The 22,635-nt window shown below is 61.8% G+C and carries 19 protein-coding genes; 11 read left to right on the forward strand and 8 right to left on the reverse strand.

Annotated elements, in window-relative coordinates:
* The first annotated feature begins 192 nt into the window (after positions 1-192).
* Positions 193-921, forward strand: coding sequence for a hypothetical protein (locus ACVWYU_RS09345; protein WP_090319151.1), 729 nt, complete (start codon positions 193-195; stop codon positions 919-921).
* Between the two features lie 60 nt (positions 922-981).
* On the opposite strand, the gene ACVWYU_RS09350 is transcribed toward ACVWYU_RS09345, so the two are convergent.
* The 3 genes from ACVWYU_RS09350 to ACVWYU_RS09360 all read right to left on the reverse strand — a co-directional run bounded on the left by ACVWYU_RS09350 (position 982) and on the right by ACVWYU_RS09360 (position 4,390).
* Positions 982-1,890 carry an alpha/beta hydrolase gene (locus ACVWYU_RS09350; protein ID WP_457372606.1) on the reverse strand — a complete coding sequence of 303 codons (909 nt, stop codon included), beginning with the start codon at positions 1,888-1,890 and terminating at the stop codon, positions 982-984.
* A gap of 180 nt (positions 1,891-2,070) precedes the next feature.
* Positions 2,071-3,069, reverse strand: a complete 999-nt coding sequence (locus ACVWYU_RS09355; RefSeq protein WP_457372544.1) for an NAD(P)H-quinone oxidoreductase — start codon at positions 3,067-3,069, stop codon at positions 2,071-2,073.
* A gap of 91 nt (positions 3,070-3,160) precedes the next feature.
* On the reverse strand, positions 3,161-4,390 hold the full coding sequence (locus tag ACVWYU_RS09360) for a YbfB/YjiJ family MFS transporter (RefSeq protein ID WP_457372545.1): 1,230 nt from the start codon (positions 4,388-4,390) through the stop codon (positions 3,161-3,163).
* 111 nt (positions 4,391-4,501) lie between these two features.
* Between ACVWYU_RS09360 and ACVWYU_RS09365 the strand changes: the two genes are divergently transcribed.
* Positions 4,502-5,377 (forward strand): LysR family transcriptional regulator, encoded by an 876-nt coding sequence (locus ACVWYU_RS09365; RefSeq protein ID WP_457372546.1) that lies wholly within the window; start codon positions 4,502-4,504, stop codon positions 5,375-5,377.
* A 42-nt stretch (positions 5,378-5,419) separates the two neighbouring features.
* Here the strand turns inward: ACVWYU_RS09365 and ACVWYU_RS09370 are convergent, their stop codons facing one another.
* Positions 5,420-6,142, reverse strand: coding sequence for a pirin family protein (locus tag ACVWYU_RS09370; protein ID WP_247254246.1), 723 nt, complete (start codon positions 6,140-6,142; stop codon positions 5,420-5,422).
* 346 nt (positions 6,143-6,488) lie between these two features.
* Between ACVWYU_RS09370 and ACVWYU_RS09375 the strand changes: the two genes are divergently transcribed.
* Together ACVWYU_RS09375 and ACVWYU_RS09380 are read left to right on the forward strand one after the other, a co-directional pair.
* Positions 6,489-7,439 carry a GlxA family transcriptional regulator gene (locus ACVWYU_RS09375; RefSeq protein WP_247254247.1) on the forward strand — a complete coding sequence of 317 codons (951 nt, stop codon included), beginning with the start codon at positions 6,489-6,491 and terminating at the stop codon, positions 7,437-7,439.
* Positions 7,440-7,597: 158 nt separating this feature from the next.
* Entirely contained in the window at positions 7,598-9,082 is a 1,485-nt protein-coding gene (locus ACVWYU_RS09380) for an ATP-binding protein (RefSeq protein WP_457372547.1), read from the forward strand.
* On the opposite strand, the gene ACVWYU_RS09385 is transcribed toward ACVWYU_RS09380, so the two are convergent.
* Positions 9,047-11,851 carry an ATP-binding protein gene (locus tag ACVWYU_RS09385; protein ID WP_457372548.1) on the reverse strand — a complete coding sequence of 935 codons (2,805 nt, stop codon included), beginning with the start codon at positions 11,849-11,851 and terminating at the stop codon, positions 9,047-9,049. The genes ACVWYU_RS09380 and ACVWYU_RS09385 overlap by 36 nt on opposite strands.
* Positions 11,852-12,208: 357 nt before the next feature.
* Between ACVWYU_RS09385 and ACVWYU_RS09390 the strand changes: the two genes are divergently transcribed.
* Positions 12,209-12,784 (forward strand): flavodoxin family protein, encoded by a 576-nt coding sequence (locus ACVWYU_RS09390; protein ID WP_090319179.1) that lies wholly within the window; start codon positions 12,209-12,211, stop codon positions 12,782-12,784.
* Positions 12,785-12,818: 34 nt separating this feature from the next.
* Positions 12,819-13,643, forward strand: a complete 825-nt coding sequence (locus tag ACVWYU_RS09395) for an alpha/beta fold hydrolase (RefSeq protein WP_090319182.1) — start codon at positions 12,819-12,821, stop codon at positions 13,641-13,643.
* Positions 13,644-13,750: 107 nt separating this feature from the next.
* On the opposite strand, the gene ACVWYU_RS09400 is transcribed toward ACVWYU_RS09395, so the two are convergent.
* On the reverse strand, positions 13,751-14,167 hold the full coding sequence (locus ACVWYU_RS09400; RefSeq protein ID WP_090319185.1) for a helix-turn-helix domain-containing protein: 417 nt from the start codon (positions 14,165-14,167) through the stop codon (positions 13,751-13,753).
* Between the two features lie 231 nt (positions 14,168-14,398).
* On the opposite strand from ACVWYU_RS09400, the gene ACVWYU_RS09405 reads away from it, so the two are divergent.
* The 5 genes from ACVWYU_RS09405 (at position 14,399) to ycaC (ending at position 19,807) form a co-directional block, all read left to right on the forward strand.
* The gene (locus ACVWYU_RS09405; RefSeq protein WP_390955378.1) at positions 14,399-15,319 is read left to right on the forward strand and encodes a LysR family transcriptional regulator; all 921 of its coding nucleotides are present in this window, start codon (positions 14,399-14,401) and stop codon (positions 15,317-15,319) included.
* 936 nt (positions 15,320-16,255) lie between these two features.
* Positions 16,256-16,672, forward strand: coding sequence for a DoxX family protein (locus ACVWYU_RS09410; RefSeq protein WP_090319191.1), 417 nt, complete (start codon positions 16,256-16,258; stop codon positions 16,670-16,672).
* Positions 16,665-17,276, forward strand: a complete 612-nt coding sequence (locus ACVWYU_RS09415; RefSeq protein ID WP_090319194.1) for an antibiotic biosynthesis monooxygenase — start codon at positions 16,665-16,667, stop codon at positions 17,274-17,276. The genes ACVWYU_RS09410 and ACVWYU_RS09415 overlap by 8 nt, the downstream gene beginning before the upstream one ends.
* Complete coding sequence (locus ACVWYU_RS09420) at positions 17,273-19,111, forward strand: amidohydrolase (RefSeq protein WP_247254253.1); 1,839 nt, start codon at positions 17,273-17,275, stop codon at positions 19,109-19,111. Before ACVWYU_RS09415 ends, ACVWYU_RS09420 begins: the two co-directional genes overlap by 4 nt.
* Before the next feature lie 69 nt (positions 19,112-19,180).
* The gene (gene ycaC / locus ACVWYU_RS09425) at positions 19,181-19,807 is read left to right on the forward strand and encodes an isochorismate family cysteine hydrolase YcaC (RefSeq protein ID WP_047530725.1); all 627 of its coding nucleotides are present in this window, start codon (positions 19,181-19,183) and stop codon (positions 19,805-19,807) included.
* A gap of 185 nt (positions 19,808-19,992) precedes the next feature.
* Here the strand turns inward: ycaC and ACVWYU_RS09430 are convergent, their stop codons facing one another.
* Both ACVWYU_RS09430 and ACVWYU_RS09435 read right to left on the reverse strand, forming a co-directional pair.
* Complete coding sequence (locus ACVWYU_RS09430) at positions 19,993-21,420, reverse strand: mechanosensitive ion channel domain-containing protein (protein ID WP_457372549.1); 1,428 nt, start codon at positions 21,418-21,420, stop codon at positions 19,993-19,995.
* A 66-nt stretch (positions 21,421-21,486) separates the two neighbouring features.
* Positions 21,487-22,506 (reverse strand): alpha/beta hydrolase, encoded by a 1,020-nt coding sequence (locus tag ACVWYU_RS09435; RefSeq protein WP_457372550.1) that lies wholly within the window; start codon positions 22,504-22,506, stop codon positions 21,487-21,489.
* Positions 22,507-22,635 lie beyond the last annotated feature (129 nt).

Consider the following 22,635-nt stretch of genomic DNA (forward strand, 5'->3'; position numbering starts at 1 on the left):
TTGAACGTTCTCCTCTTTGTAAAAGGCGGTACATATTTATCGCTGGCGTTACAGCAGGCTTTTATCTTGATCAGCAACGAGCTGATAGAAAATACCTACTCCTTTTTCGGATTTTTCCTACGCGTTTATCAGGTCACCCATTTCCCGTTCTGGCCGTTATGCAACATGGAATCCCCATGAGGAGTAGTTGATATGAATATAAATACCGCTGCATCTTTTCAAATGCCCTGCCCGAAAAGGGTGAAGGCAAGCACTGAGCAAAATCAACCAGACTCAGTAGAAAAGCCGGTGATTGAAGAGAGGGTGAGGTTGGCCATCGAGAAACTCCAGGCTCCTGCTGTTACAGGCCTCACCATGGATGACTTGGAAGCGGTAGAGGACTTTATTGAAAAGTCCCCTTTAGGTGCCGGGTACGTTGGCCTATACACTCGGATTGATAGCTTTAGATTTACAATCCTTTGGGCAAAAGAATGCCGCGCAGCGGATGCGCTCAAAACAATTGACGGTATATACACCGACTTCAAAGCAAATCTGCACAGCCTATGGCCCAAGTTGGCGGACAAAGCATTCGGCTACACGGTGGCCGAAGACGGGCAGTTGCAAGTCACTGCGCCGCCAAACATGCTGACGGCCTGGGAACAGGACACGTTGAATACCCTGTTAAACGAGAGAAAGGACCTCCAGTCCTTAAGTTTCAATCACGCCAAAGCGGTGATCGAGCTGGTCCAGCTGGATAAAAAACAGTTCGAGGGCAAGGTGACGCTGGACCTGACCAACTTCCACAGGTTGATTGACTATGGATTGTTATTGAACAAAGGCGCGCTGGACCTGAGATCAACGGACTCCTGGCTGGATCAGCTATATAAAAAAGCCAAAGAGGAACCGATCGAGAAGAAGCAGGGGCTGCACATTCAGGTCTGATTCGTTGATCAAGCCCGGCAAAGCGAGTTTGAATAACGCTTTGCCGGCTGCGTGATCGGCCTAGCTGGCCTTCATCAAGCCGTCGAGTGCCTGGCGATACTGGCTACCCCCCAGGCTCATGCTGTTGTTGTGCGTACCGCCAGGAATCAGCAACAAACGCTTGGGTTGATTGGCGGCATTGAACAGCTGCTGACTGAATCGCGACGGCATGAACGGGTCGGCCAGGCCGTGGACCACCAGCAACGGCATGTCGATGTCGACGATCTTGTCGATGGAGTCGAACTTTTGCGACAGCAGCCAGCGCACGGGCAGCCAGTGGACTGGCAAATTATTGTCGGCGACTTCTGCCACGGCATCGCCCAGCGAGGTGAAGGTCGACTCGATCACCAGGCCGCGCACCGGTACCGGAATGTGCTGCTGTTTCGCTTGCGCAGCCAAATCTGCCGCGAGGTCGATGGCCACCGCGCCGCCCAGGGAATGACCGTAGATCAAACGCTTGCTGGGGTCCGGTTGCATTGCGGTGAAACGCTCCCAGGCGGCTCGGGCGTCTTCGTAAACGCTGGCCTCCGACGGCAGGTCACCGTGGCTCTGGCCGAACCCCCGGTAATCGATAGCCAGCACCGAGTAACCCATGGCGCGCAATTGCTCGATGCGAAACGCCTGGCCGGTGAGGTTCCAGCGCACGCCGTGCAGGTAGAGGATCGCCGGCGCATCGCGGCGCGCCGCCGGCCACCACCAGGCATGCAGGTTCTGCCCGGCCTTGAAGCTGGCGGACTTGATATCAAATTCCTCGACGTCCTGCGGCAGGCCGCGATACCAGCCGGCAGTGCCCGGTTCGATGCGAAACAACAGCTCGCGCTCTTTGTACCTGAGCGCCCCGCAACTGACCGGCAGGCCGACGATCAACGCGGCCATGCACAGCAGCGACAGCCACCGTGGGCGCAAGCGGGAGAGAAAAGCAGAGGACATCGGGTGATCTACCGGCACAGACATGGAGCCCGCGTTTTAACAGATGTGTGCCGGCAGCAGGGATAAATTCGACTTGTGGGAGCGAGCTTGCTCGCGATGAGGCCGTGACATTCAACATTCATGTCAACGGCCAGGCCGTTTTCGCGAGCAGGCACGCGCCCACAGGGATTTGCGTTGCTTTCAATCCACGCGCAACACAATCTTGCCGATGTGATCGCCAGCTTCCATCCGGGTGTGGGCCTGTGCCGCCTCGGTGAGGGCATAAACCTTGTCGATCATCGGCAGGCAACGGCCAGCTTCCAGCACGGGCCAGACGTACTCGCGCAGCTGTTCGGCGATCGAGGCTTTTTCTTCCCGGGTGCGAGCGCGCAACAGCGAGCCGGTGATCACCGCGCGCTTGCCCATGATCGCCAGCAGGTCGACGTCCTTGGCGTGAGCACCACCGAGAAAGCCGAGCATCACCAGTCGGCCCTCCATGCCCAATGCCGCGATGTTCTGGTTCAGGTACGAACCGCCCATGATGTCGAGAATGACATTAACCCCCTTGCCGGCGGTTTTTTCCTGAATGACCTGGACGAAGTCCTGATCACGATAGTTGATCGCTTCGGCCCCCAATTGACGGATCGCCGCACACTTGTCCTCACTGCCCGCGGTGGCGAATGCCTTGACCCCGAACTCGCGGCACAGCATCAGCGCGGTGGTGCCGATGCCGCTGGTGCCACCGTGAATCAGGGCTCGCTGGCCTTTGCTGGCGCCACCCATGTCGAACAGATTGGCCCACACCGTGAAGAAGGTTTCCGGGACCGCTGCCGCTTGCACCCAGTCCATGCCCTCGGGAATCGGTAGCGTCTGGCTGGCCGGGACCGCGCAATATTGGGCATACCCGCCACCGTTGGTCAGCGCGCAGACTTTGTCGCCGACGATGAAGTCATTGACCCCTGAACCGATGGCGACCACTTCACCGGCCACCTCCAACCCCGGAATCGGGCTCATGCCGGGTTTCATCGGGTACTTGCCGGCGCGCTGAATCACATCGGGGCGATTGACCCCGGCCGCGTGCACGCGGATCAGCACTTCACCAGCGCCCACGGCAGGCAAGGGCACCTGTCGCGGTTGCAGGACTTCGGGAGCACCAGGCTGGGTGATTTCAATCTGGGTCATGGTTTGGGGGAGGGTCATGATAAATACCTGTTGTGATGACAAAAAAATTTCGGTTCGACGTGTTGAGTCAGTGTGAAGCTTGCTAGCTCCCACATGGGTTTTGCGTTGTTCATGCAGCGCTCGGTTTGATGCAGCCGCCATCATTCGGTTGACTCAGTAAACGCACCACCAACTCCAACAGCAATGCAACAACAATAGCCCCGGCCGCGATCACGAACATCAGTGCATGATGACCGCCACTGGCGTTGAACAGTGCCGAGTAGGCAAAACCGGCGATGGCCTGGAAGGTGGCGAAGGACACGGTGGCGCGACTCCAGGCAACCTGCTGCTGGTGATGCCCGGGAATCAGTTCGTGAACCCGCGCCAGGGCCAGCGGCACGATGCCGGGCGGGAACGAACCGAGTATCACCGCCAGCAAGGCCAGTGCCCAAAAGGCGCTGGAGATCGACAGCAGGCCGACGGCAATCGCTTGCACCGCCAGCACCAGTCGAATGCCCGACTTCGCCCCCAGTTGGTCGGCCAGAAAGCCGTAGCTCACCGGCCCGACAATCGCCCCCAGGCCGTACATCACCCAAATCAGTGCGCCCACGTGTTGCCCGGCACCGAGCCCGCGGGCCACGTAATCGACCAGGAACACCATGGCCGGCACCAACCCGGCGGCCATGAAGGCGTACTGGGCGAATAGCAGGTAGACGCTCGGGTTTGTCGCCGTTGCCGCAGTCTTGAGCGGCGCGGTTGCTGCGTCATGGGGGGTGGCGGCCGGCCAGGCAAACCAGCTGGCAGCGGTCAGAATCAGCGCCAGCAAGCCGAGACCGAGCCAGGTTTGTTGCAGTCCAAGGCTCAGCAGTGGCGGAACGATCGTCCCCGAGCCGGCGATACCCAGGCCGATACCGAGAAAGATCGCGCCGCTGGCCAGGCCTTTGCGCGAGGCCGGCACATGTGGCAACACCGTGGACGCCACCAGCACCATGATCGCGCCGCCGGCAATGCCGGACAGCAAGCGCCAGGCGAAAAACCAGCTCACCGACAATGGAAAGGCACAGGCGAAAAACGCCAGGGTCACCGCCAGCATCATCAACCGCAGCGCGGTGTTGTTGGAGGTACGCCGAGCCAGTGGGTGGCCGATCAGCGCGCCGATCAGGTAGCCCACCAGGTTGGCGGCGCCGAGGAACACCACGTCGGTGGCGCTAAACCAATGGGCCTGGATCAGCGAGGGGATCAACGGCGTGTAGGCAAAACGCGCCAGGCCGATGCTGACCAGGCTGGCGCAGAGTCCGGCGAAGATCGGCAGCCAGATCGCGCTGCGAGGTGCATCGGCGGAAGATGAAAGGCGGGTCATGGGGGGTGTCCTTCAGGTTTACTCTGGAGCCAGCATAACGGGATTCTTTGATGCAATAATGCTGCGATTTCACGTTTCTGTGATGCATAAATGCATCGTTCTGGAGGCCTCATGAATTGGGATGACGCACGGGTGTTTCTTGCGGTCTGCCGCGAATCGACGCTGCGCGGTGCCGCGCGGGTGCTGGGGGTGGATCAAGCCACCGTAGGGCGGCGGATCACGGCGCTGGAGAAGTCCTTGAGCGCGACGCTGTTCCTGCGCACCTCAGAAGGCTATGCCCTGACAGCGGTGGGTGAGGCGGCCATGCGTGCGGTGGAGAAAATGGAGCTTTCGGCACTGGAACTGGAGCGCCGGATCCAGGGCCTCGATGATCGGCTCACCGGTACGGTACGCGTCACCACCACCGACTCCCTGGCCATCGACTTTCTGATTCCGGCCGTGGCCCGTCTGCATCAACAGCATCCCGACGTACGGGTGCAACTGGACGCTTCGACTCAATTCCTCAGCCTGGCCAAACGCGAAGCCGACATCGCCGTGCGCAACATCCGGCCGGATAACCCCGACCTGATTGCCCGGCGAATCGCCCGCTGGCCAGTGGGCCTGTTCGCCTCACGGGAATATGTGGACGCCCACGGCGTGCCGGAACCGGGAACGGCCTTCGAGGGGCATGATCTGGTGGTGTATCAGCCGTACTTGCAGGGCGGCAAAGACATGAGCCTGGTCAGCGAACCCCTGGGGCGTGGGCGGATTGTCGCCAGCCTGAGCTCCAGTCTGTTGGTCCGCCGCTCCATCGCTGCGGGAATCGGGTTGGGGGAAATTCCGGTGTACGTGGGGGAGCGGGACGGGCTGGTCCGGCTTTGGCCGGAGCGGACGCGGCCGCTGCCCTATGACGTCTGGCTGGTAACCCACGCGGACTTGCGGCATACCGCCCGGGTACGGGCGGTGATTGATGAGATTGTCGCGGGGTTTGCAGGGACGGGGGAATAAACGGTGGCCAGGGAGCAAGCTCCCTGGCCTCACCGGTGATGTTCAAGGCATTTCCGGCAATTCCTGCGGACGCAGATCGAACACCAGGACTTCGGCATCCACGCCGTTGCTCAGGGTCAACAGCTGTTCCTCGCGGACCCGCACGCCATCGCCTTCCTGCAACGACAAGCCGTTGAGTTCGACACTGCCCCGAGCCACGTGCACGTAGGCATAGCGGTTGGCGGCCAGTTCCAGGGTCGCACTTTCCTTGCCATCGATCAGTCCTGCGTACACCCGCGCATCCTGACGCACTTTCAACGAACCCTTGGCGCCGTCGGGGGAGATGATCAGCTGCAAGCGACCACGCTTTTTCTGCGTGCTGAAGTGCTCCTGTTGGTAGCGTGGCTTGGCGCCGCTGACCTCCGGCACGATCCAGATTTGCAGAAAGTGCACGGGCCGGCTGTCCGAGTGATTGTATTCACTGTGCGCCACGCCGCTGCCGGCGCTCATCAACTGCACGTCGCCGGGGCGGATCACCGAGCCGGTGCCCAGGGTGTCCTTGTGTTCCAGCGCGCCTTCGAGCACATAGGAGAAAATCTCCATGTCGCGGTGCGGGTGCTGGCCGAAGCCTTTGCCGGCCGCCACGCGGTCATCGTTGATCACCAGCAGATCGGAGAAACCTTGTTCCCGCGGGTTGCGGTAGTTGGCGAAGGAGAAGGTATGGAACGACTTCAACCAACCGTGATTGGCGGCGCCGCGTTCCGAGGCTTTGCGAAGGGTCAGCATGATGAAATCTCCTGTGGGGACGTTGATTCGTCCGAGTGAGGAGAAGGTTAATGTTTATTGATCGATGCAATAAGTAGATGGAAATTGAAATACTGTCTCTCTCAGGTTGACAGTTTTGCGAAGTTTATCACCGACGTCAGCCGTGAATTTGGCCATAATGTTCAGCACACCTTTTTAATGTCGGGCGCGAACCCGGTGGGAGCCGGCTTGCTCCGGGCGGCGTTGCGACGATGGCGGTATAACCGTCACCTTCACGATTGAATGTGAAATCGTTTCGCGAGCAAGCTCACTCCCACAAAGGGTTGTGCAGGTCCATCTTCGTTTTGATCTCAGTGATATTGAACCCATGAAAACAGTGGCAATGGTGCTGTTCCCCAACTTTCTCCTGCTCGACATGGCCGGGCCGATGGAGGTGTTTTCCATTGCCAATCGCTATCTCAAACCCGCCGACCACTACGTGCTGACGACCCTTGGCACCGAGCCCGGCGCGCTACGGGCGTCCAACGGCGTGAAGGTGCAGGCCGACATGCCTGTCGACCAGGCCTGCGACGGCTTTGATTTGCTGCTGGTGCCAGGTGGCCCCGGTGCCTACAACGAAAAACATCCACCCTTGCTCGAGTGGCTCAAGTGCAACGTCAGTCGATCCCGAACCTATGGCTCGATCTGCACCGGGGCGTTCGTGCTGGGCCATGCCGGTTTGCTCGACGGCTATCGCGTGACCACCCACTGGCACTACACCGAGCGCCTGATCAAGGGCTTCCCCAGGGCCACTGTCGAGACTGACCAGATCTACGTTCAGGACCGTAACCTCATCACCTCCGGCGGGGTGACCGCCGGCATCGACCTGGCGCTGGCCGTGGTCGCCCAGGACCATGGCAAGAAAGTCGCCCAGGACGTGGCCAAAGTGCTGCTGGTGGTGATGAAACGCCAGGGTGGTCAGGCGCAGTTCAGCCCGCTGATGGCGGCGGTAGCCCCCCATGAAACAGCCATCACCCGGGTGCAGAACCATGTCCTCGAACACCTCGACGAAGCCTTCAGCATCGAGCGCATGGCCAGCCTGGCCACCATGAGTCCACGGCATTTCGCCAGGGTGTTTGCCCGGGAAGTCAACATGACGCCCATGGAGTTTCTGCAAAGCGCCCGCATCGACTGTGCCCGCAACCTCCTGGAAACCAGCGAGTTGCCGCTCAAGACCGTGGCGTTCAAGAGTGGCTTTGGCAGCGTGCGGCACATGCGTTTTCTGTTCAGCGAGAAGCTTGGCCTGACCCCGACCCAATACCGTGAGCAGTTCAGCTAGCCCATGTCCGTCGCGCGCACCGTAATGGCCGTGACGCTCCCCCCGTGGCAGTTGTACCGTCATCGAGGCCTGCCAAGATACCTCTGAACTCATTGCAAGGAAGGTACGGAGCCTGGATGGACTCGCGTGCCGAGCAGGTTTCCAGCAGGTGAAGATGTATGAATAGCCTCAGAGATATCAATGGCGACTCGGTGCTGCACTTCGGCCCCTTCGCGTTCCATCTGAATCAGCGCCTGGTCGTGGAAGGCGATCGGCCGTTGCGCCTGGGCGGACGGGCCCTGGATATATTGCAGGTGCTGGTCGAACACGCCGGCTCGGTGGTCAGCAAAGACGAGCTGATCGCTCAGGTCTGGCCAAGGTCGGTGGTCGAGGAAATCAACCTGCGCGTGCACATCGCCGCGCTGCGCCGGGCTTTTTGTGACGGGCAGAACGGTCGCTCCTACATCGTCAACATTCCCCAGCGCGGTTACAGCTTTGTCGCCCCGGTGCAACAGGTCGCGGCGACCGCGTCCGTCGCCTTCGAAAACCTGCATAAACCCCAGCACAACCTGCCCGCGCGCCTGACACCGGTCACCGGTCGCGATGCAGTGGTCGGCAGTCTGGTACGGCAGTTGCCGGTACGACGCTTTATGACCCTGGTTGGGCCCTGCGGCATCGGCAAGACCACCGTCGCCGTGCGGGTCGCCGAATTGCTCCTGGAGCATTACCGTGACGGGGTGTGGCGGGTGGATCTGGCGTTGATCGATGACCCGGCGCAAGTGGTCGATCATCTGACGCGCACCCTGGAGCTGGAGACCGGTACCGACCTCGATGCACTGGGGCAATGGCATGCACTGCTGGTCCTCGACAACTGCGAGCACCTGCTTGAGCGTTGCCGGACACTGGTCGAAGCGCTGCTCATCGCGGCACCCCGATTGTCGATTCTTGCCACCAGCCGCGAGCCGCTGCTGGCCACGGGCGAATCGATCCTGCTGTTGCCACCGCTCTTGGTCCCGAAAGCATCGGCGCTAGGCAGTGTCGCCGAGGTCATGGGCTATTCGGCGGTCCAACTGTTCGTCAGCTGTGCCCGAGCCCGCCAACAAGGCTTTGCCCTGCGCGAACAGGACCTCAAGGCGGTACGCGACATCTGTCGGCGCCTCGACGGCTTGCCCCTGGCGATAGAGCTGGCGGCGGCGCAGATTGATGCGCTGGCGTTGGTGGGGCTGCAAGCCCAGCTGGATAACTGTTTTCAACTGCTGACCCAGGGGCGACGCACTGCGGTGCCGCGTCATCAGACCCTCAAGGCTGCCCTCGACTGGAGTTATGAGCGGCTCAGCCCCGTGGAGCAAATCGTGCTGCAGCGTCTGGCGGTGTTCAAGTCGGCGTTCACCCTGGAAGCGGCGATGGGCGTGGTCAGTTGCGCAACCTTGTTGCCCGCCCACCTGCGCCACGTGATGGAAGGCCTGGCGCTCAAATCGCTGCTGTCGCGCGAACAGGTCAATGGCCTGACGCGCTACCGCTTTCTCAACACCACCCGCCGCTACGCACTGGAGAAACTCGAACTCAGTGGCGCCTTGTGCACCTTCGAAAGGCGTTACGCCACTTACATCGCCCAGGTACGCCCGCCATCAGGCCGACAAGTGTTCCTGCAACTCGCCGAGTAGACGCTCAACAGCGATCAGGTCCGGCGTGGCATGGCCTTCGGTAAAGCGCTGGTAGATCGGCGCCAGCAGCTCATGGGCTTGCCGGTAGCGTCCCTGACGCTGCCAAAGCCGCGCCAGCGAAGTGGCGCTGCGCAATTCCCAGGCCAGGGCCCCCTGATGCTTCGCGACATTGAGCGCCCTGATCAGCACGCTCTCGGCCGCGTCGTTACTCTCCGGACCATCGGCTGCCAGCAGCGAGTCGGCCCGGGCCCGCAGAATCTCCGCCGTGCTCCAGCCCGCCGCGCCGGTGTCGGCGCGTTGCAGCAAATCGTCGTCGATGAACGTGCTGTCCAGCGTGACCATGATTTCCTTGATCAACCCCGCGCCCGGGCCTGACAACGCCGGCGCATCGGCACGATGGATGACCCGTGCATAGTGCTGAGCCCAGGAATGGAACAGATGCACCGAGTGTTTTTGCGCCTGGTCCAGCAACAGGTGCAGGAGCTCGCAGGCCGTGCGGCTGTCGCCGTTGTAGTGGGCGATCAGGCAACCCGACAGCGCCAGGGTGTAGCAGATGGACGTGCCGTGATTGATTTGCAGCGCAATGTCCAGCGCCTGTCGGGCGGTGCGCCAGGCCTGTTCCGGTTGGCCCTGGATCCAGAGGATGCGCGCGAGGATGGTCAGGGCGGCAACGCTCTGGTCGTATTGCACGCCAAAACCATGGGTGAAGCGGTTGAGATGGCCGCTGTGGGCCATGCGCTGGATCACCTCTTCGGCATTCACCCGTGCCCGTTGCTGATCCCCGGCAAAGTGCAGGGCCAGCACTCGCAGGCGATGGGTGCTGAGGTCCAGCAGCGCATCGCCATTCAGCCCCAGGCGGTCGAATTGCTGGCTCTGCTCCAGGGCCATTTGATAGTTGCCGCAACTGAGATTGACTGCCAGGTACCCGGATACCGCACGCAGTTGCCCGGCCACATCGTTGCACTGCCTGGCCAGGGCCCGGGCGCTGACGAAGGCCTCGATGGTTTCCGGCGTGCCGCCCTGAGCGTGATAACAGGCGCTGCCCAAGGCCAGTTTCAGGGACATCTTCAAGCGCGGGCAGGGCTCGGGCGCGGCATCGAGCAAGGCCAGCGCCCGGCGCACGTACCCGCCGTGCTCCTTGAGCAGCGACAGCTCCTGCCACAGAGGCGTCGAGGTCGCGGTCAGGCGGATTGCCAGGGCGTGCGGTCCCTGGGCCGACAATCCCCAATCGAGCGCCGAGCGAATGTCTTCCAGGCCTCGGGCATAGCGCTCGATCCACAGGCCGGTGGGGATCAGCTCCCAGTCGTTTTGCGCCTGATGCATCAAGGCCAGGCAGCGTTCGGCATGGCGTTCGCGGGTGGCGGGCAATTCGCCGGCCTGTTCGAGTTTCTCCAGGGCATAGCGGCGCGTGGTGTCGAGCAGGCGGTAGAACACCTCTTCGTCACCGACGTCCACGTTCAGCAGGGATTTGGCCACCAGTTGCGTGATCGAGCCAAACACCTCGCGCGGCTCCACCTGTTCGCCGGCGATCACCGCCGCGGCCGACGCCAGGGTAAAGCCGCCACGGAACACCCCGAGACGGCGCAGGCAGGTCTGTTCGCAGGCACTGAGCAGGTCGAAGCTCCAGTCCAGGGTGGCACGCAGGGTCTGATGCCGGCCCAGGGGACTCTGGTTGTGCGAGGTGAGCAAGCGAAAGCTGCCTTGCAGTTGCCTGAGCAAACCGTCGAGACCGAGGCTGGCGACTTGCGCGGCCGCCAGTTCCAGCGCCAGCGGGATGCCATCGAGGCGACGGCAGATATCGATGACCACGGGCAGTTCGGCATCGGTCAGTTCGAAGCTGTCATGGCTGGCCATGGCCCGTTCGACGAACAGTTGCAGCGCCGAGAAGGTCAGGGCCTGGGTGCGGTCCAGCACGGCGATGGGAGGAGGGCAGTCCAGGGAGTCCAGGCGCTGAACGAATTCGCCTTCGGCCCGCAGGCACTCGCGGCTGGTGGCCAGGATGTGCAGTTGCGGCGCGCCACGCAGCAGGCTTTCACACAGCAGTGCCACGCTGTCGATCAGGTGTTCGCAATTGTCGATGACCAGCAGCATCTGGCGTTCGCGCAGGAAGGTGGCGAGGTTGTTCAAGGGTTCTGCATCATGCAGGGACAGCTCAAGCAGCGTCGCCAGGTGACCGGTGATCATTGACGGATCGTTGATCGGCGCCAGGTCCAGCAGGCGAATCCCGTCCCGGTAGCGACCGATCAACTGTTCGGCGACCCGCAGGGCCACGGTGGTCTTGCCGATCCCGCCGGGGCCGACCAGGGTGATGAAACGCTGGCGCGGCAGGTGTGTCATCAGACTGTCGACCAGGGCTTGCCGGCCGATCATGCGGGTGCGGCGAAGCGGCAGGTTATGGCTGCCCGATTCCACCGGCTCGCCTGGCCGGTCGGGCTCGATATGCTCCAGCGAAAACGGCGCGACAAAGCTGTAGCCGCGCTGGGCCACGGTGACGATATAGCGCTGACCGGCCTGACCGTCGCCCAGCGCCTTGCGCAGGGCGGCCATGTGCACCCGCAGGTTGATTTCTTCCACCACGCTGTCGGGCCAGATCTCGGTCATCAGGTGTTGCTTGCTGACCACATTCCCGGCGTGCTCCAGCAGGATCAACAGGATGTCCATGGCCCGCCGGCCCAGGCGCAGGGGGCGGTCGGCCTCCATCACCAGGCGTTGTCCGGGGTAGATCCTGTAGGGGCCGAATTGGACCGCCTGTTCGGGGGAAAGGGTCAACGTTCACTCCTGATTGCATCCGTCTAGTACGCGGCTTTCGAACATGTTTATCAGGTTATTTCCCGAACGCAATGCACGATTTGGGTGACTGCACGGTGCCAGTATCGACCGCTGTTTTCACCAGCCCATCGTCCGGTCCCGTGCTGATTGGGCGCGAGGCAGACAACGGTGCGGTCGAGGCTTTTGGCGCGCCAGGAAAAATTAACAACGTTTAACTCGTCCTGGGTCCGCTCTACACCCAAAACTCTCACCCTGTGAGCGTTGTCGTCGACTGCGAACCGTAGATTTTAGCTGCAAAAATCTAGCGCAGCCTGCGGTAAGGCCTACATGGATTTTGCCTGTCTGGAGGACACCGCAATGAGCAAGGTGGTCGTGGTCTATCACAGCGGCTACGGGCACACCCGGGTCATGGCCGAAGCCGTGGCTCAAGGGGTGGAGCGGCACCTGGGCAGCACCTGCCGGCTGATTGCGGTCGAAGAAGTCGACGAGTACTGGGAGCACTTGCACCAGGCTGACGCGATCATTTTCGGCGCCCCGACCTACATGGGCAGCGCCTCTGCGGCCTTCAAGGGCTTCATGGAAGCCACGGCCGCGTTTTACCTGGCGCAGCCGTGGCGCGACAAGCTGGCCGCCGGCTTCACCAATTCCGGCTGCCTGTGCGGCGACAAACTCAACACCTTGCTTCAGATGGCCGTGTTCGCCGCCCAGCATTCGATGATCTGGGTCGGCCTCGACCTGTTGCCCGCTCGCTCCGGCACGGGCGTGTTCGACGGGCAACTGAACCGGCTGGGCAGCTCGCTGGGCGCCATGGCCCAGTCGAATGTCGAACAGTCCCCCGACCTGGCGCCGCCCCCTGAAGACCGCTGCACCGCCGCCCACCTGGGTGAGCGAGTGGCGCGGCTGGCCGAGCGCATGGCACGTCCATCCCATTGATTCACCCCAAACCCCACGTAAAGGAGCACGCCTTATGAGCACGTTCACCACCCGCGACGGCACCGAGATTTACTACAAGGACTGGGGCACCGGTCAGCCGATAGTCTTCAGCCACGGTTGGCCGCTGAATGCCGACAGCTGGGAATCGCAAATGATCTTCCTGGCGTCCAAGGGCTACCGCGTCATCGCCCACGATCGCCGAGGGCATGGCCGTTCCAGCCAGCCATGGTTCGGCAACGACATGGACACCTACGCTGATGACCTGGCGCAACTGATCGAACACCTGGATTTAAGCGATGCCGTGCTGTTCGGCTTCTCCACCGGTGGTGGCGAAGTGGCGCGCTATATCGGTCGTCATGGCACCGACCGGGTGGCCAAGGCCGGGCTGATCTCCTCGGTGCCGCCGCTGATGCTCAAGACGGCGGCCAACCCCGGTGGGCTGCCGATTGAAGTGTTCGACGGTATTCGTCAGGCCTCACTGGCAGACCGCTCGCAACTCTACAAGGACCTCGCCAGCGGTCCGTTCTTCGGCTTCAACAAACCTGATGCCAAGCCATCCCAAGGCATGATCGACTGGTTCTGGATGCAGGGCATGACCGCCGGCCACAAGAACGCCTACGACTGCATCAAGGCGTTTTCGGAAACCGACTTCACCGAGGATTTGAAGAAGTTCGACGTGCCGACCCTGGTGGTGCATGGCGACGCCGATCAGGTGGTGCCGATCGAAGCGGCGGGCATCGCATCGGCCGGTCTGGTGAAAGGTTCCACGCTGAAGATCTACCCCGGCGCACCCCATGGCTTGACGGACACCCACAAGGATCAACTGAACGCCGATTTGCTGGCCTTTCTGAAGGGTTGAGTCCCGGTCAACCACTGCAGGGTTGCAACGCAATACAGCAACCCTGCAGCAACCCCGCTTGCCGGCGATGGCGATCATGAAATCGCCATCGCTGGCAAGTCGGGTTCCTACAGGGACAGGTGGTGAACGGCGCGTACCACCCGACAACGCCAGGCAAACGGATTGATGCCTTCGCTGCGGGTGAACATGTGGCAGAAGTGCGCCTGATCGCAAAAGCCGCATTCGAGGCTGATTTGCGTGAGGCTCAGGTCCGTATGCTGAATCAACAGCTTGGCCCGGGCGATGCGCTGTTGGCGAATCCATTCCTGGGGCGAATGGCCGGTGCTGCATTTGAACGCACGGGAGAAATGACTGCGCGAGAGGGCGCAGGCCCGGGCCAGTTCGCTGACTTCCAGGCTGTCGCCGAGGCGATCGAGGATCAATTGTTTCACCAGCCGTTCGCGTTGTGGGCTGAGGCCGCCACTGCTGGTGTTGCACGGTTCGCTGAGCGGGGCGCGGGCGAGGGTTTGCTGTGAGTGAGCCATGTCCAATGTCCGTGTCGGTGGGAAGGCACTGGCAAACGGTTTGTTTGCCAGTGCCTTCCCTCTGGAAGAAAAACAGCTCTGCGCAGAGGTTTTCATTCTTGGGCGCGGCCCTGTGGCTGACGAGTTAAACGTTGTTAATTCCTCCTGCGCGAAGCGGGCGGTTTTGAGTAAAGTCAGAGACAATCATTGCCTTCGCGCCTGGCTCAACACATACACAAGGGAACCGTGCCCATGAACCGCAACGATCTGCGCCGTGTAGACATGAATCTGCTGGTGATTTTCGAAGCCTTGATGTTCGAAAAAAACCTCACCCGCGTAGCGGAAAAACTGTTCATGGGCCAGCCGGCGGTGAGTGCTGCCCTGGGACGGTTGCGCGACCTGTTCGATGACCCGCTGTTGTTGCGCAATGGCCGTGGCATGGAGCCGACCGCGCGGGCGCTGGCAATTCTCAAGGAGCTGCAACCGGCGATGGACACCATCTCCGGGGCGGTCAGCCGGGCCAAGGAATTTGACCCCACGACCAGTTGCGATGTGTTTCGTATCGGCCTGTCGGACGATGCCGAGTTCGGCTTGTTCCCGCCGCTGTTGCGCCAGTTGCAGGAAGAGGCGCCTGGCATTGTCGTGGTCGTGCGCCGGGCCAATTACCTGTTGATGCCGGCGTTGCTGGCGTCGGGGGAAATCTCCGTGGGCGTGAGCTACACCACGGACCTGCCGGCCAATGCCAAGCGCAAGAAACTGCGCGACATTCCCTGCAAAGTGCTGCGTGGCGACAAGCGGCCGGGGACCCTGACCCTGGATGAATATTGTGAGCGGCCCCATGCCATGGTGTCGTTTTCCGGGGACCTGAGCGGCAATATCGATCTGGACCTGGCCAAGCTCGGACGTACCCGCCGGGTAGTGTTGGGAGTGCCGCAGTTCAGTGGTTTGCGCGCGTTGCTCGCCGGTACCGAGATGATCGCCACCGTGCCGGACTATGCGGCTTGTGCATTGGTGGAAGGCTGTGGCTTGCGGGCCGAAGACCCACCGTTTCCTATCGATGCGGCGCAACTGTCGATGGCCTGGAGCGGGGTGCATGACAATGATCCGGCGGAGCGCTGGTTGCGTTCGCGGATCAGTCAGTTCATGTCGGTGCCGTTGCCGGTTCCGGCTTGATCGTGGTTGCGTCTGATCCACTGTAGGCGCTGGCTTGTCGGCATCGCAGCGATGGCGGCCTGACAGCCGACCTGTGTGTTGTTGACTGTGTATTTATCCGTTGCTGCGGTAACGGCGGCTTAGGGTTTCGCCCTTACGGCGAGGCACTTTTTTCAAACGCCGGAGTGCCGGCCCAGCAAAAAGTACCCAAAAAGGCTCGCCCCGGCGTCCGGCCCCTCGCTTAGGCTCGGCGTCCCTTCGCTGCGGTATCCATCCGGGGACACTGCCCTCCGGTCTGCTTCGCGACGACCTACATGCAGCGTGTTCGACTGCGTCGAACGGCGCTGCGCGCCACTCCCCGGATGCACACCTCCACTCAGCCTCCCGAAGGGGCGGGTAGATCAAAAGCTGCAGGCGAGCTAACGCTCGGCCTGATGAGTGGTGAAGAGCGGGTGGGGGGCGCTGCTGTGCTTTTCTGTAGGAGCGAGCAGGCTCGCTCCTACAGGGGCTCTGGCTGCCGGTATCGTCATTGCCGATGTGGATACCCTAGACCCAAGCCTGCCGCACTTCGATATAGCGCGAAGGCGGCCTGACAGCCGACCATTCATTTGCGCTGTACTCAATCCACCGTAGGAGCGAGCCTGCTCGCGATGAACGTCCGGGCAACGCGGGCATTCAGACAACCCGCGTCATCGTTGACGATGGCGGCCTCATAGCCGACCAAAATTTCCACGGTTGCCCCAACCCCTGATGGCGCTGGCTCGCCGTCGAAGGCGGACTCGAAATCGTCGCAAGTCTCGAAGGCCTGTCGCGATCAACCCCACTCCAACACGCGCCTATGTCGCCTCTGGCCACAAAAGAGCACGTACATCCAATTTTTCCCACCCAGGCCCCGTCACTATCGCATCAAGTTCCGGCGCTTCGACGCCGGTCGTTTTTCAATTGTGCGGGGCGGCCATGATTGTTTCGCGTTGGGATGAACGGGCTCGGGACGTCGGGCTGCTTTTCTTGCGGGTCAGCGCCGGGTTGTTCCTGTTGTGGGTGCATGGATTGCCGAAGTTGCTCGACTACGCTGTCGAGTTGCAGCGGATCGAAGACCCGTTTCACCTGGGGGCGAATCTCACGCTGATGCTGGCGATTTTTGCCGAAGTGCTGTGTCCGTTGCTGATCATCGCCGGGGTGCTGGTGCGTCTGGCCTGCCTGCCTATTCTATTTGTGCTGCTGGTGGCGTTGCTGATCGTGCATCCGCAATGGAGCTTGGCCGAAGGCCAGTTCGGCTGGCTGTTGTTGATTCTGTTCACCAGCATCCTCATCGCCGGGCCGGGGCCGCTGGCGTTCAACCATCGATTTTCCGGAGCCTTTCGTTATGCCTGAATCCACTTTGCTCGATACACCTGTGCGCGGCTTCGAGGAGGTCGTGACGCTGATCATCAAGCACCGGGTCAAGGCCGGGTTTGAAGTGCCTTACGAAGCCTGGCTGCGCAACATTGTCCGAGTGGCCGGGCAGTGGGACGGGCACTTGGGGGTGGACGTGGTGCGTGGCAAGAACGCCGGCCTCGACACCTACACCTGCGTCTTGCGGTTTTGCTCCACCGAGGCGATGCAGCGCTGGCTGGATTCGCCGCAGCGTCAGGAACTGATCGCCGAAGCCACGCCGATGCTGGCCGACGGCGACCAGACCGAAGTCAACCCGGTGAACGAATTCTGGTTCGCCCCACCGGCCGAGGCGGGCTCGCCACCGCCGCGCTGGAAGCAGGCGGTGGTCACGCTGTTGGTGATTCTGCCGCACACCTTGCTGGTGCCGCTGCTCTGGGGGCCGCTGTTGAAGCTCAATGCCTGGCTCTCCAACTACGTGGTCGCGACCTTTCTGATCACCCTGACCATCGTGCTGTCGGTGGTGTACCTGTTCATGCCAATGGCAACGCGTTTGTTCGCGCCTTGGCTATCCTCATCCACCCAGACCAAGGAAACGCGATGAACGCCGATCTGATTCTGTTCAATGGCCAATTTCATACCGTTGACCGTGAGAAGCCGCTTGCCAGCGCGGTGGCCATCAGCGATGGCCGCTTCGTCGCCGTTGGCAGCGATGCCCAGGCCATGGCCCTGCGCGGTTCGGCCACGCAAGTGATCGACCTCAAGGGGCGCTGCGTGATTCCGGGCCTCAACGACTCGCACTTGCACCTGATCCGTGGCGGCCTGAACTACAACCTCGAACTGCGCTGGGAGGGCGTGCCGTCCCTGGCCGATGCCTTGCGCATGCTCAAGGACCAGGCCGATCGTACGCCGACGCCGCAGTGGGTGCGGGTGGTGGGGGGCTGGAACGAATTCCAGTTCGCTGAAAAGCGCATGCCGACCCTCGAAGAACTGAACCAGGCCGCGCCCGACACCCCGGTATTTGTCCTGCATTTGTATGACCGCGCCTTGCTCAACCGCGCGGCGCTGCGGGTGGCCGGTTATACCCGCAACACCCCGAACCCGCCAGGCGGCGAGATTGTCCGGGATGCCAATGGCGAGCCGACCGGCATGCTGGTGGCGCGACCCAACGCGATGATTCTGTACTCGACGCTGGCCAAGGGGCCGAAGCTGCCGCTGGAGTATCAGGTCAACTCCACCCGCCAGTTCATGCGTGAACTCAATCGCCTGGGCCTGACCAGTGCCATCGATGCCGGGGGTGGTTTCCAGAACTATCCGGACGATTACCAGGTCATCGAGCAGTTGGCCAAGGATGAGCAACTGACCGTGCGCATCGCCTACAACCTGTTCACCCAGAAGCCCAAGGAAGAATTGACCGACTTCAAGAACTGGACCAGCAGCGTGACCCTGCACCAGGGCGACGATTACCTGCGGCACAACGGCGCCGGGGAAATGCTGGTGTTCTCGGCGGCGGATTTCGAGGACTTCCTTGAGCCGCGCCCGGACCTGCCGCAAACCATGGAAGACGAACTGGAGCCGGTGGTGCGCCATCTGGTCGAGCAGCGCTGGCCGTTCCGCCTGCACGCCACCTACAACGAATCCATCAGCCGCATGCTCGACGTGTTCGAGAAGGTCAACCGCGACATCCCGTTCAATGGTTTGCCCTGGTTTTTCGATCACGCCGAAACCATCACCCCGCAGAACATCGAGCGGGTGAGGGCGCTGGGTGGCGGCATCGCGATTCAGGATCGCATGGCGTTCCAGGGCGAATATTTTGTCGAGCGTTACGGCGCCAAAGCCGCCGAAGCCACGCCGCCGATCAAACGCATGCTGGCCGAAGGTGTGCCGGTGGGCGCCGGCACCGATGCGACGCGGGTATCGAGCTACAACCCCTGGACTTCGCTGTACTGGATGGTCAGCGGCCGCACCGTCGGCGGCATGGAACTGCATGCCGAAGGCCTGTCGCGCCAGACCGCCCTGGAACTGTTCACCCATGGCAGCGCCTGGTTCTCGTCCGAACAGGGCAAGAAGGGCCAGATCAAGGTCGGGCAATTGGCCGACGTGGCGGCATTGAGCGCGGACTTTTTCAGTGTCGATGAAGAAGCGATCAAGTGGATCGAGTCGGTGCTGACCGTGGTCGGCGGCAAGGTGGTGTACGCCGCCGGCGATTTCGAAAAACTCGGGCCGGCCAGTGTGCCGGTGCTGCCGGACTGGTCGCCGGTGGTGAAAGTGCCCGGGCACTGGCGGCCTAACTCGCCACTGCAGGCGCAGGTTCACCAGTGCAGCGGACCGTGCGCGGTGCATTCCCACAGCCACGAGCGTGCGCGACTGTCGAACGCGCCGGTCAGTGACTTCGCCGGTTTCTGGGGCGCCTTCGGCTGCTCGTGCTTTGCCTTCTGACGAATATAAAAAAGCGCCGGCCCGACGACCCGGCGCGATCTGCAATATCCATCCACCAAGGAGTTTCTTATGAGCAATGTTCCTTACAAACGTCTGAACAAAGATGACGCTGTCGTACTGCTGGTCGACCACCAGACCGGCCTGATCTCGCTGGTGCAGGATTTCTCGCCCAACGAGTTCAAGAACAACGTGCTGGCCCTGGGTGACATCGCCAAGTTCTTCAACCTGCCGACCATCCTCACCACCAGTTTCGACAGCGGCCCCAATGGCCCGATCGTGCCTGAACTGAAAGAGCAATTCCCGGATGCGCCCTTCATTGCCCGTCCTGGCCAGATCAACGCCTGGGACAACGAGGATTTTGTCAAAGCCGTGAAGGCCACTGGTCGCAAGCAATTGATCATTGCCGGTGTAGTGACGGATGTTTGCGTGGCGTTCCCGACCCTGTCGGCCATCGCCGAAGGCTATGAAGTGTTCGTCGTCACCGACTCGTCCGGTACCTTCAACACCACCGTGCAACAAGCAGCGTGGGCGCGCATGTCGGCTGCCGGTGCGCACCTGCTGAACTGGTTCGCCGTGGCCTGTGAACTGCAGGGCGACTGGCGCAACGACATGGAAGGCCTGGCGAATCTGCTGTCGAACCGCCTGCCGAACTACCGCAACCTGATCAACAGTTATACCAAGTTCACTGCCAAATAAGCTGGCTCACTGACACCGCGAAATGCTCGCCTGTTGGCGTGATGTTGTTCTGTAGGAGCAAGCCTGCTTGCGATGGTCGTCAACGATAACGCGTGTTTACTGACTAAACGCGGCGCTCTCAAGTCCATCGCGAGCAGGCTCGCTCCTACAGGAAAACATTACCCGCAACGGCGGGCATTTTTGCCTTAGCGTTTTTGCAACCAGCCGAGAAAGCCACCTTTCTTGATCGGTACCGGTTTGCTCATCAACGCCAGCCGGCTGTTCTGCTCCCGAACGGCTTGCAGCTTGTTCAGGGCCTGGCCGACTTCGCTGCGCTGCTCCATGCAGTGGCGGGTGAGGGATTTGTCGAGGCGATAAATGATGCACGAGGTCAGGGTGGTGAACGTCGCTTGCGAGGGGGTGTCGGCGAGGATGCTTTGTTCGCCCATGACTTCACTCGGCCCCATCCGGCCGGCTTCGGTTTGACCGGCGCCGTCGGGCACCGAAGCACTGACGACGCCGGTGGCAATCACGAACAGGCTGTCGGGCACTTCGCCCAGCCCCAATACCACCTGGCCCGCAGAGTACTGTTGCGCGGTCATGGACTGCGCCAATTGATCGCGTTCGTCTTCACTCAGCGAGCGGAAAATCTTCACCTCGTCGAGCAAGGCTCGCGCCCGCGTCGAAGGCTCGATCACCCCATCGAGTTGCCGGGAAATGCCGGCCGCTTCCAGGTGACGATGGGCCAGGTCGAACAATTGATTACGCACTTCGCTTTTTTTGCCCAGATCGGCGATGAAACCGCTGGCCACGTACTCGGACAGGGTTTCGCCAGCTTCTTTCAACACCGCTTTGGGCGCCGGGTTCAAGAGCAGGCTGCTGCTGCCCTGAAGCGTGCGGTCCAGGGCATCGAGGACTCGGCGCGGACGAATGTGGTTGGGTACCTGAATGCTGATCGACACCCCGTGCATGTTGCTCGGGCGACTGAGGTTGACGATCTTCGCCTTGGCCGCCACCGAGTTCGGCACCACGGCGGTACTGCCGGCGCTCGTGAGCAGGTGGGTGGCGCGCCAGTCGATGTCCAGCACCTTGCCCTCGACGCCGTCGATCGAGATCCAGTCGTCCACCTGATACGGCTTGGTAGTGTTGAGCACGATGCCGGAAAACACATCGCTCAAGGTGCTCTGCAACGCCAGGCCGACTACGATAGCGACGACCCCGGAAGTCGCCAGCAGCCCCTTGACCGGCAGCTCCAGCACGTAGCCTGCCGCCGCAACGATCGCGGCCAGAAACACCAGTGCGCCGATCACATCCTGCAACAGCCGGCCGCTGTGGCCGATGCGCCGCATCAGCACCAGGCCAATGACTTCGGTGAGCACCCGCGCCGCGTACAGCCACCAGAGAATCCCCAGGGCCGTGGCCCCCAGTTGCGCCACGCGATCATCGGCGAACACCGGTGCCTGCAACGGGCTGATCCCCGCATTGATGATGAGCGTGCTGAAGGCCAGGAACAGGCCGGTGCGCCAGCCGATCCGGGTGACGCGGTGCTTGAACGGTGCGAGCTGCCAGAGCAGCGCGTCGATCACCAGCAACAGGGCGCTCCAGGACAGCAGGTGAGCCAGGAGAAAGGACATGGGCAAACTCCATTTAAAAAGGGCGGACCGAAAAAAGCCTGCCCGAAGGCAGGCTTTCTACAGGACTCAGTTCAGGTGTGTCTTGAGCTCCAGTGCTGCCTGGCGCACCGCTGCCTGGACTTCCGGAATCCGGCTCAGCGGATTCAACAGGCCGAAGTCATGGATCATGCCGTTGTAGCGCACCGCCGTGACCGGCACGCCCGCCGCGTCGAGGTGACGGGCATAGGCTTCGCCTTCATCGCGCAAGACGTCGAACTCGGCCGTCTGCACCAGGGCAGCGGGCAGGCCTTTAAGCTGTTCGGCGGTGGCCTTGAGCGGCGAGGCGTGGGTCTGCGCACGCTCGGCCTTGTCGGAGGTGTAGTTGTCCCAGAACCACTGCATCATGCCCTTGGTCAGGAAGTGGCCCTCGGCAAATTGCTGGTAGGAGCCCGTGTCGAACTGCGCGTTGGTCACCGGCCACATCAACAACTGGAAGCGCAGTGCCGGGGTTTTCTGTTCCTTGGCCATCAAGGCAACGACCGCGGCCATGTTGCCGCCGACGCTGTTGCCGGCCACGCCCAGGCGCTGGCCATCGACGCCGATCTCCTTGCCGTGCTCGGCCACCCAACGGGTCGCGGCGTAGGCCTGGTTGATCGCGGTCGGGTAATGCGCTTCAGGCGAGGGTGTGTAGTCGACATACACCGCAACGGCACCGGAACCCACCACCAGATCGCGAATCAGCCGCTGGTGTGTCGGGAAGTCGCCCAATACCCAACCGCCACCGTGGAAGAACATGAACACGGGCAACTCACCTTTTATATTGGCCGGACGCACGACTTTGAGGTTGAGGGTCTGGCCATCGACCTTGATCGCCCGGTCGCTCACCTCGACACCGGACAGGTCCACTTTCACCGAGGCCTGGGCGCCGGTCAGCACCGCACGGGCGTCTTTCGGGCTCAGTTGCTCCAGCGGTTTGCCACCACCGGCAGCAAGGGCTTCGAGGAAGGCCTGGGTGTTGTGTTCGACACCGGGGCTGCCCGCGGCGAATGCATTGCCGATGGACAGGGCGAGGAGGGAGGCGGTCAGGGTTTTCTTGACGATGTTCATGGCAAATCCTTTTAAGTGCTTGGACGTTATGTACCTGGTTTCAGGTTGCGGATGGCCGGGTGATTCAGGCCTCGGCAACACCGTGAGCACAGATTAATAGGGTGCCGAAACGGGAAAAAGCCGCTATAA

The sequence above is a fragment of the Pseudomonas sp. TE12234 genome (assembly GCF_054061835.1).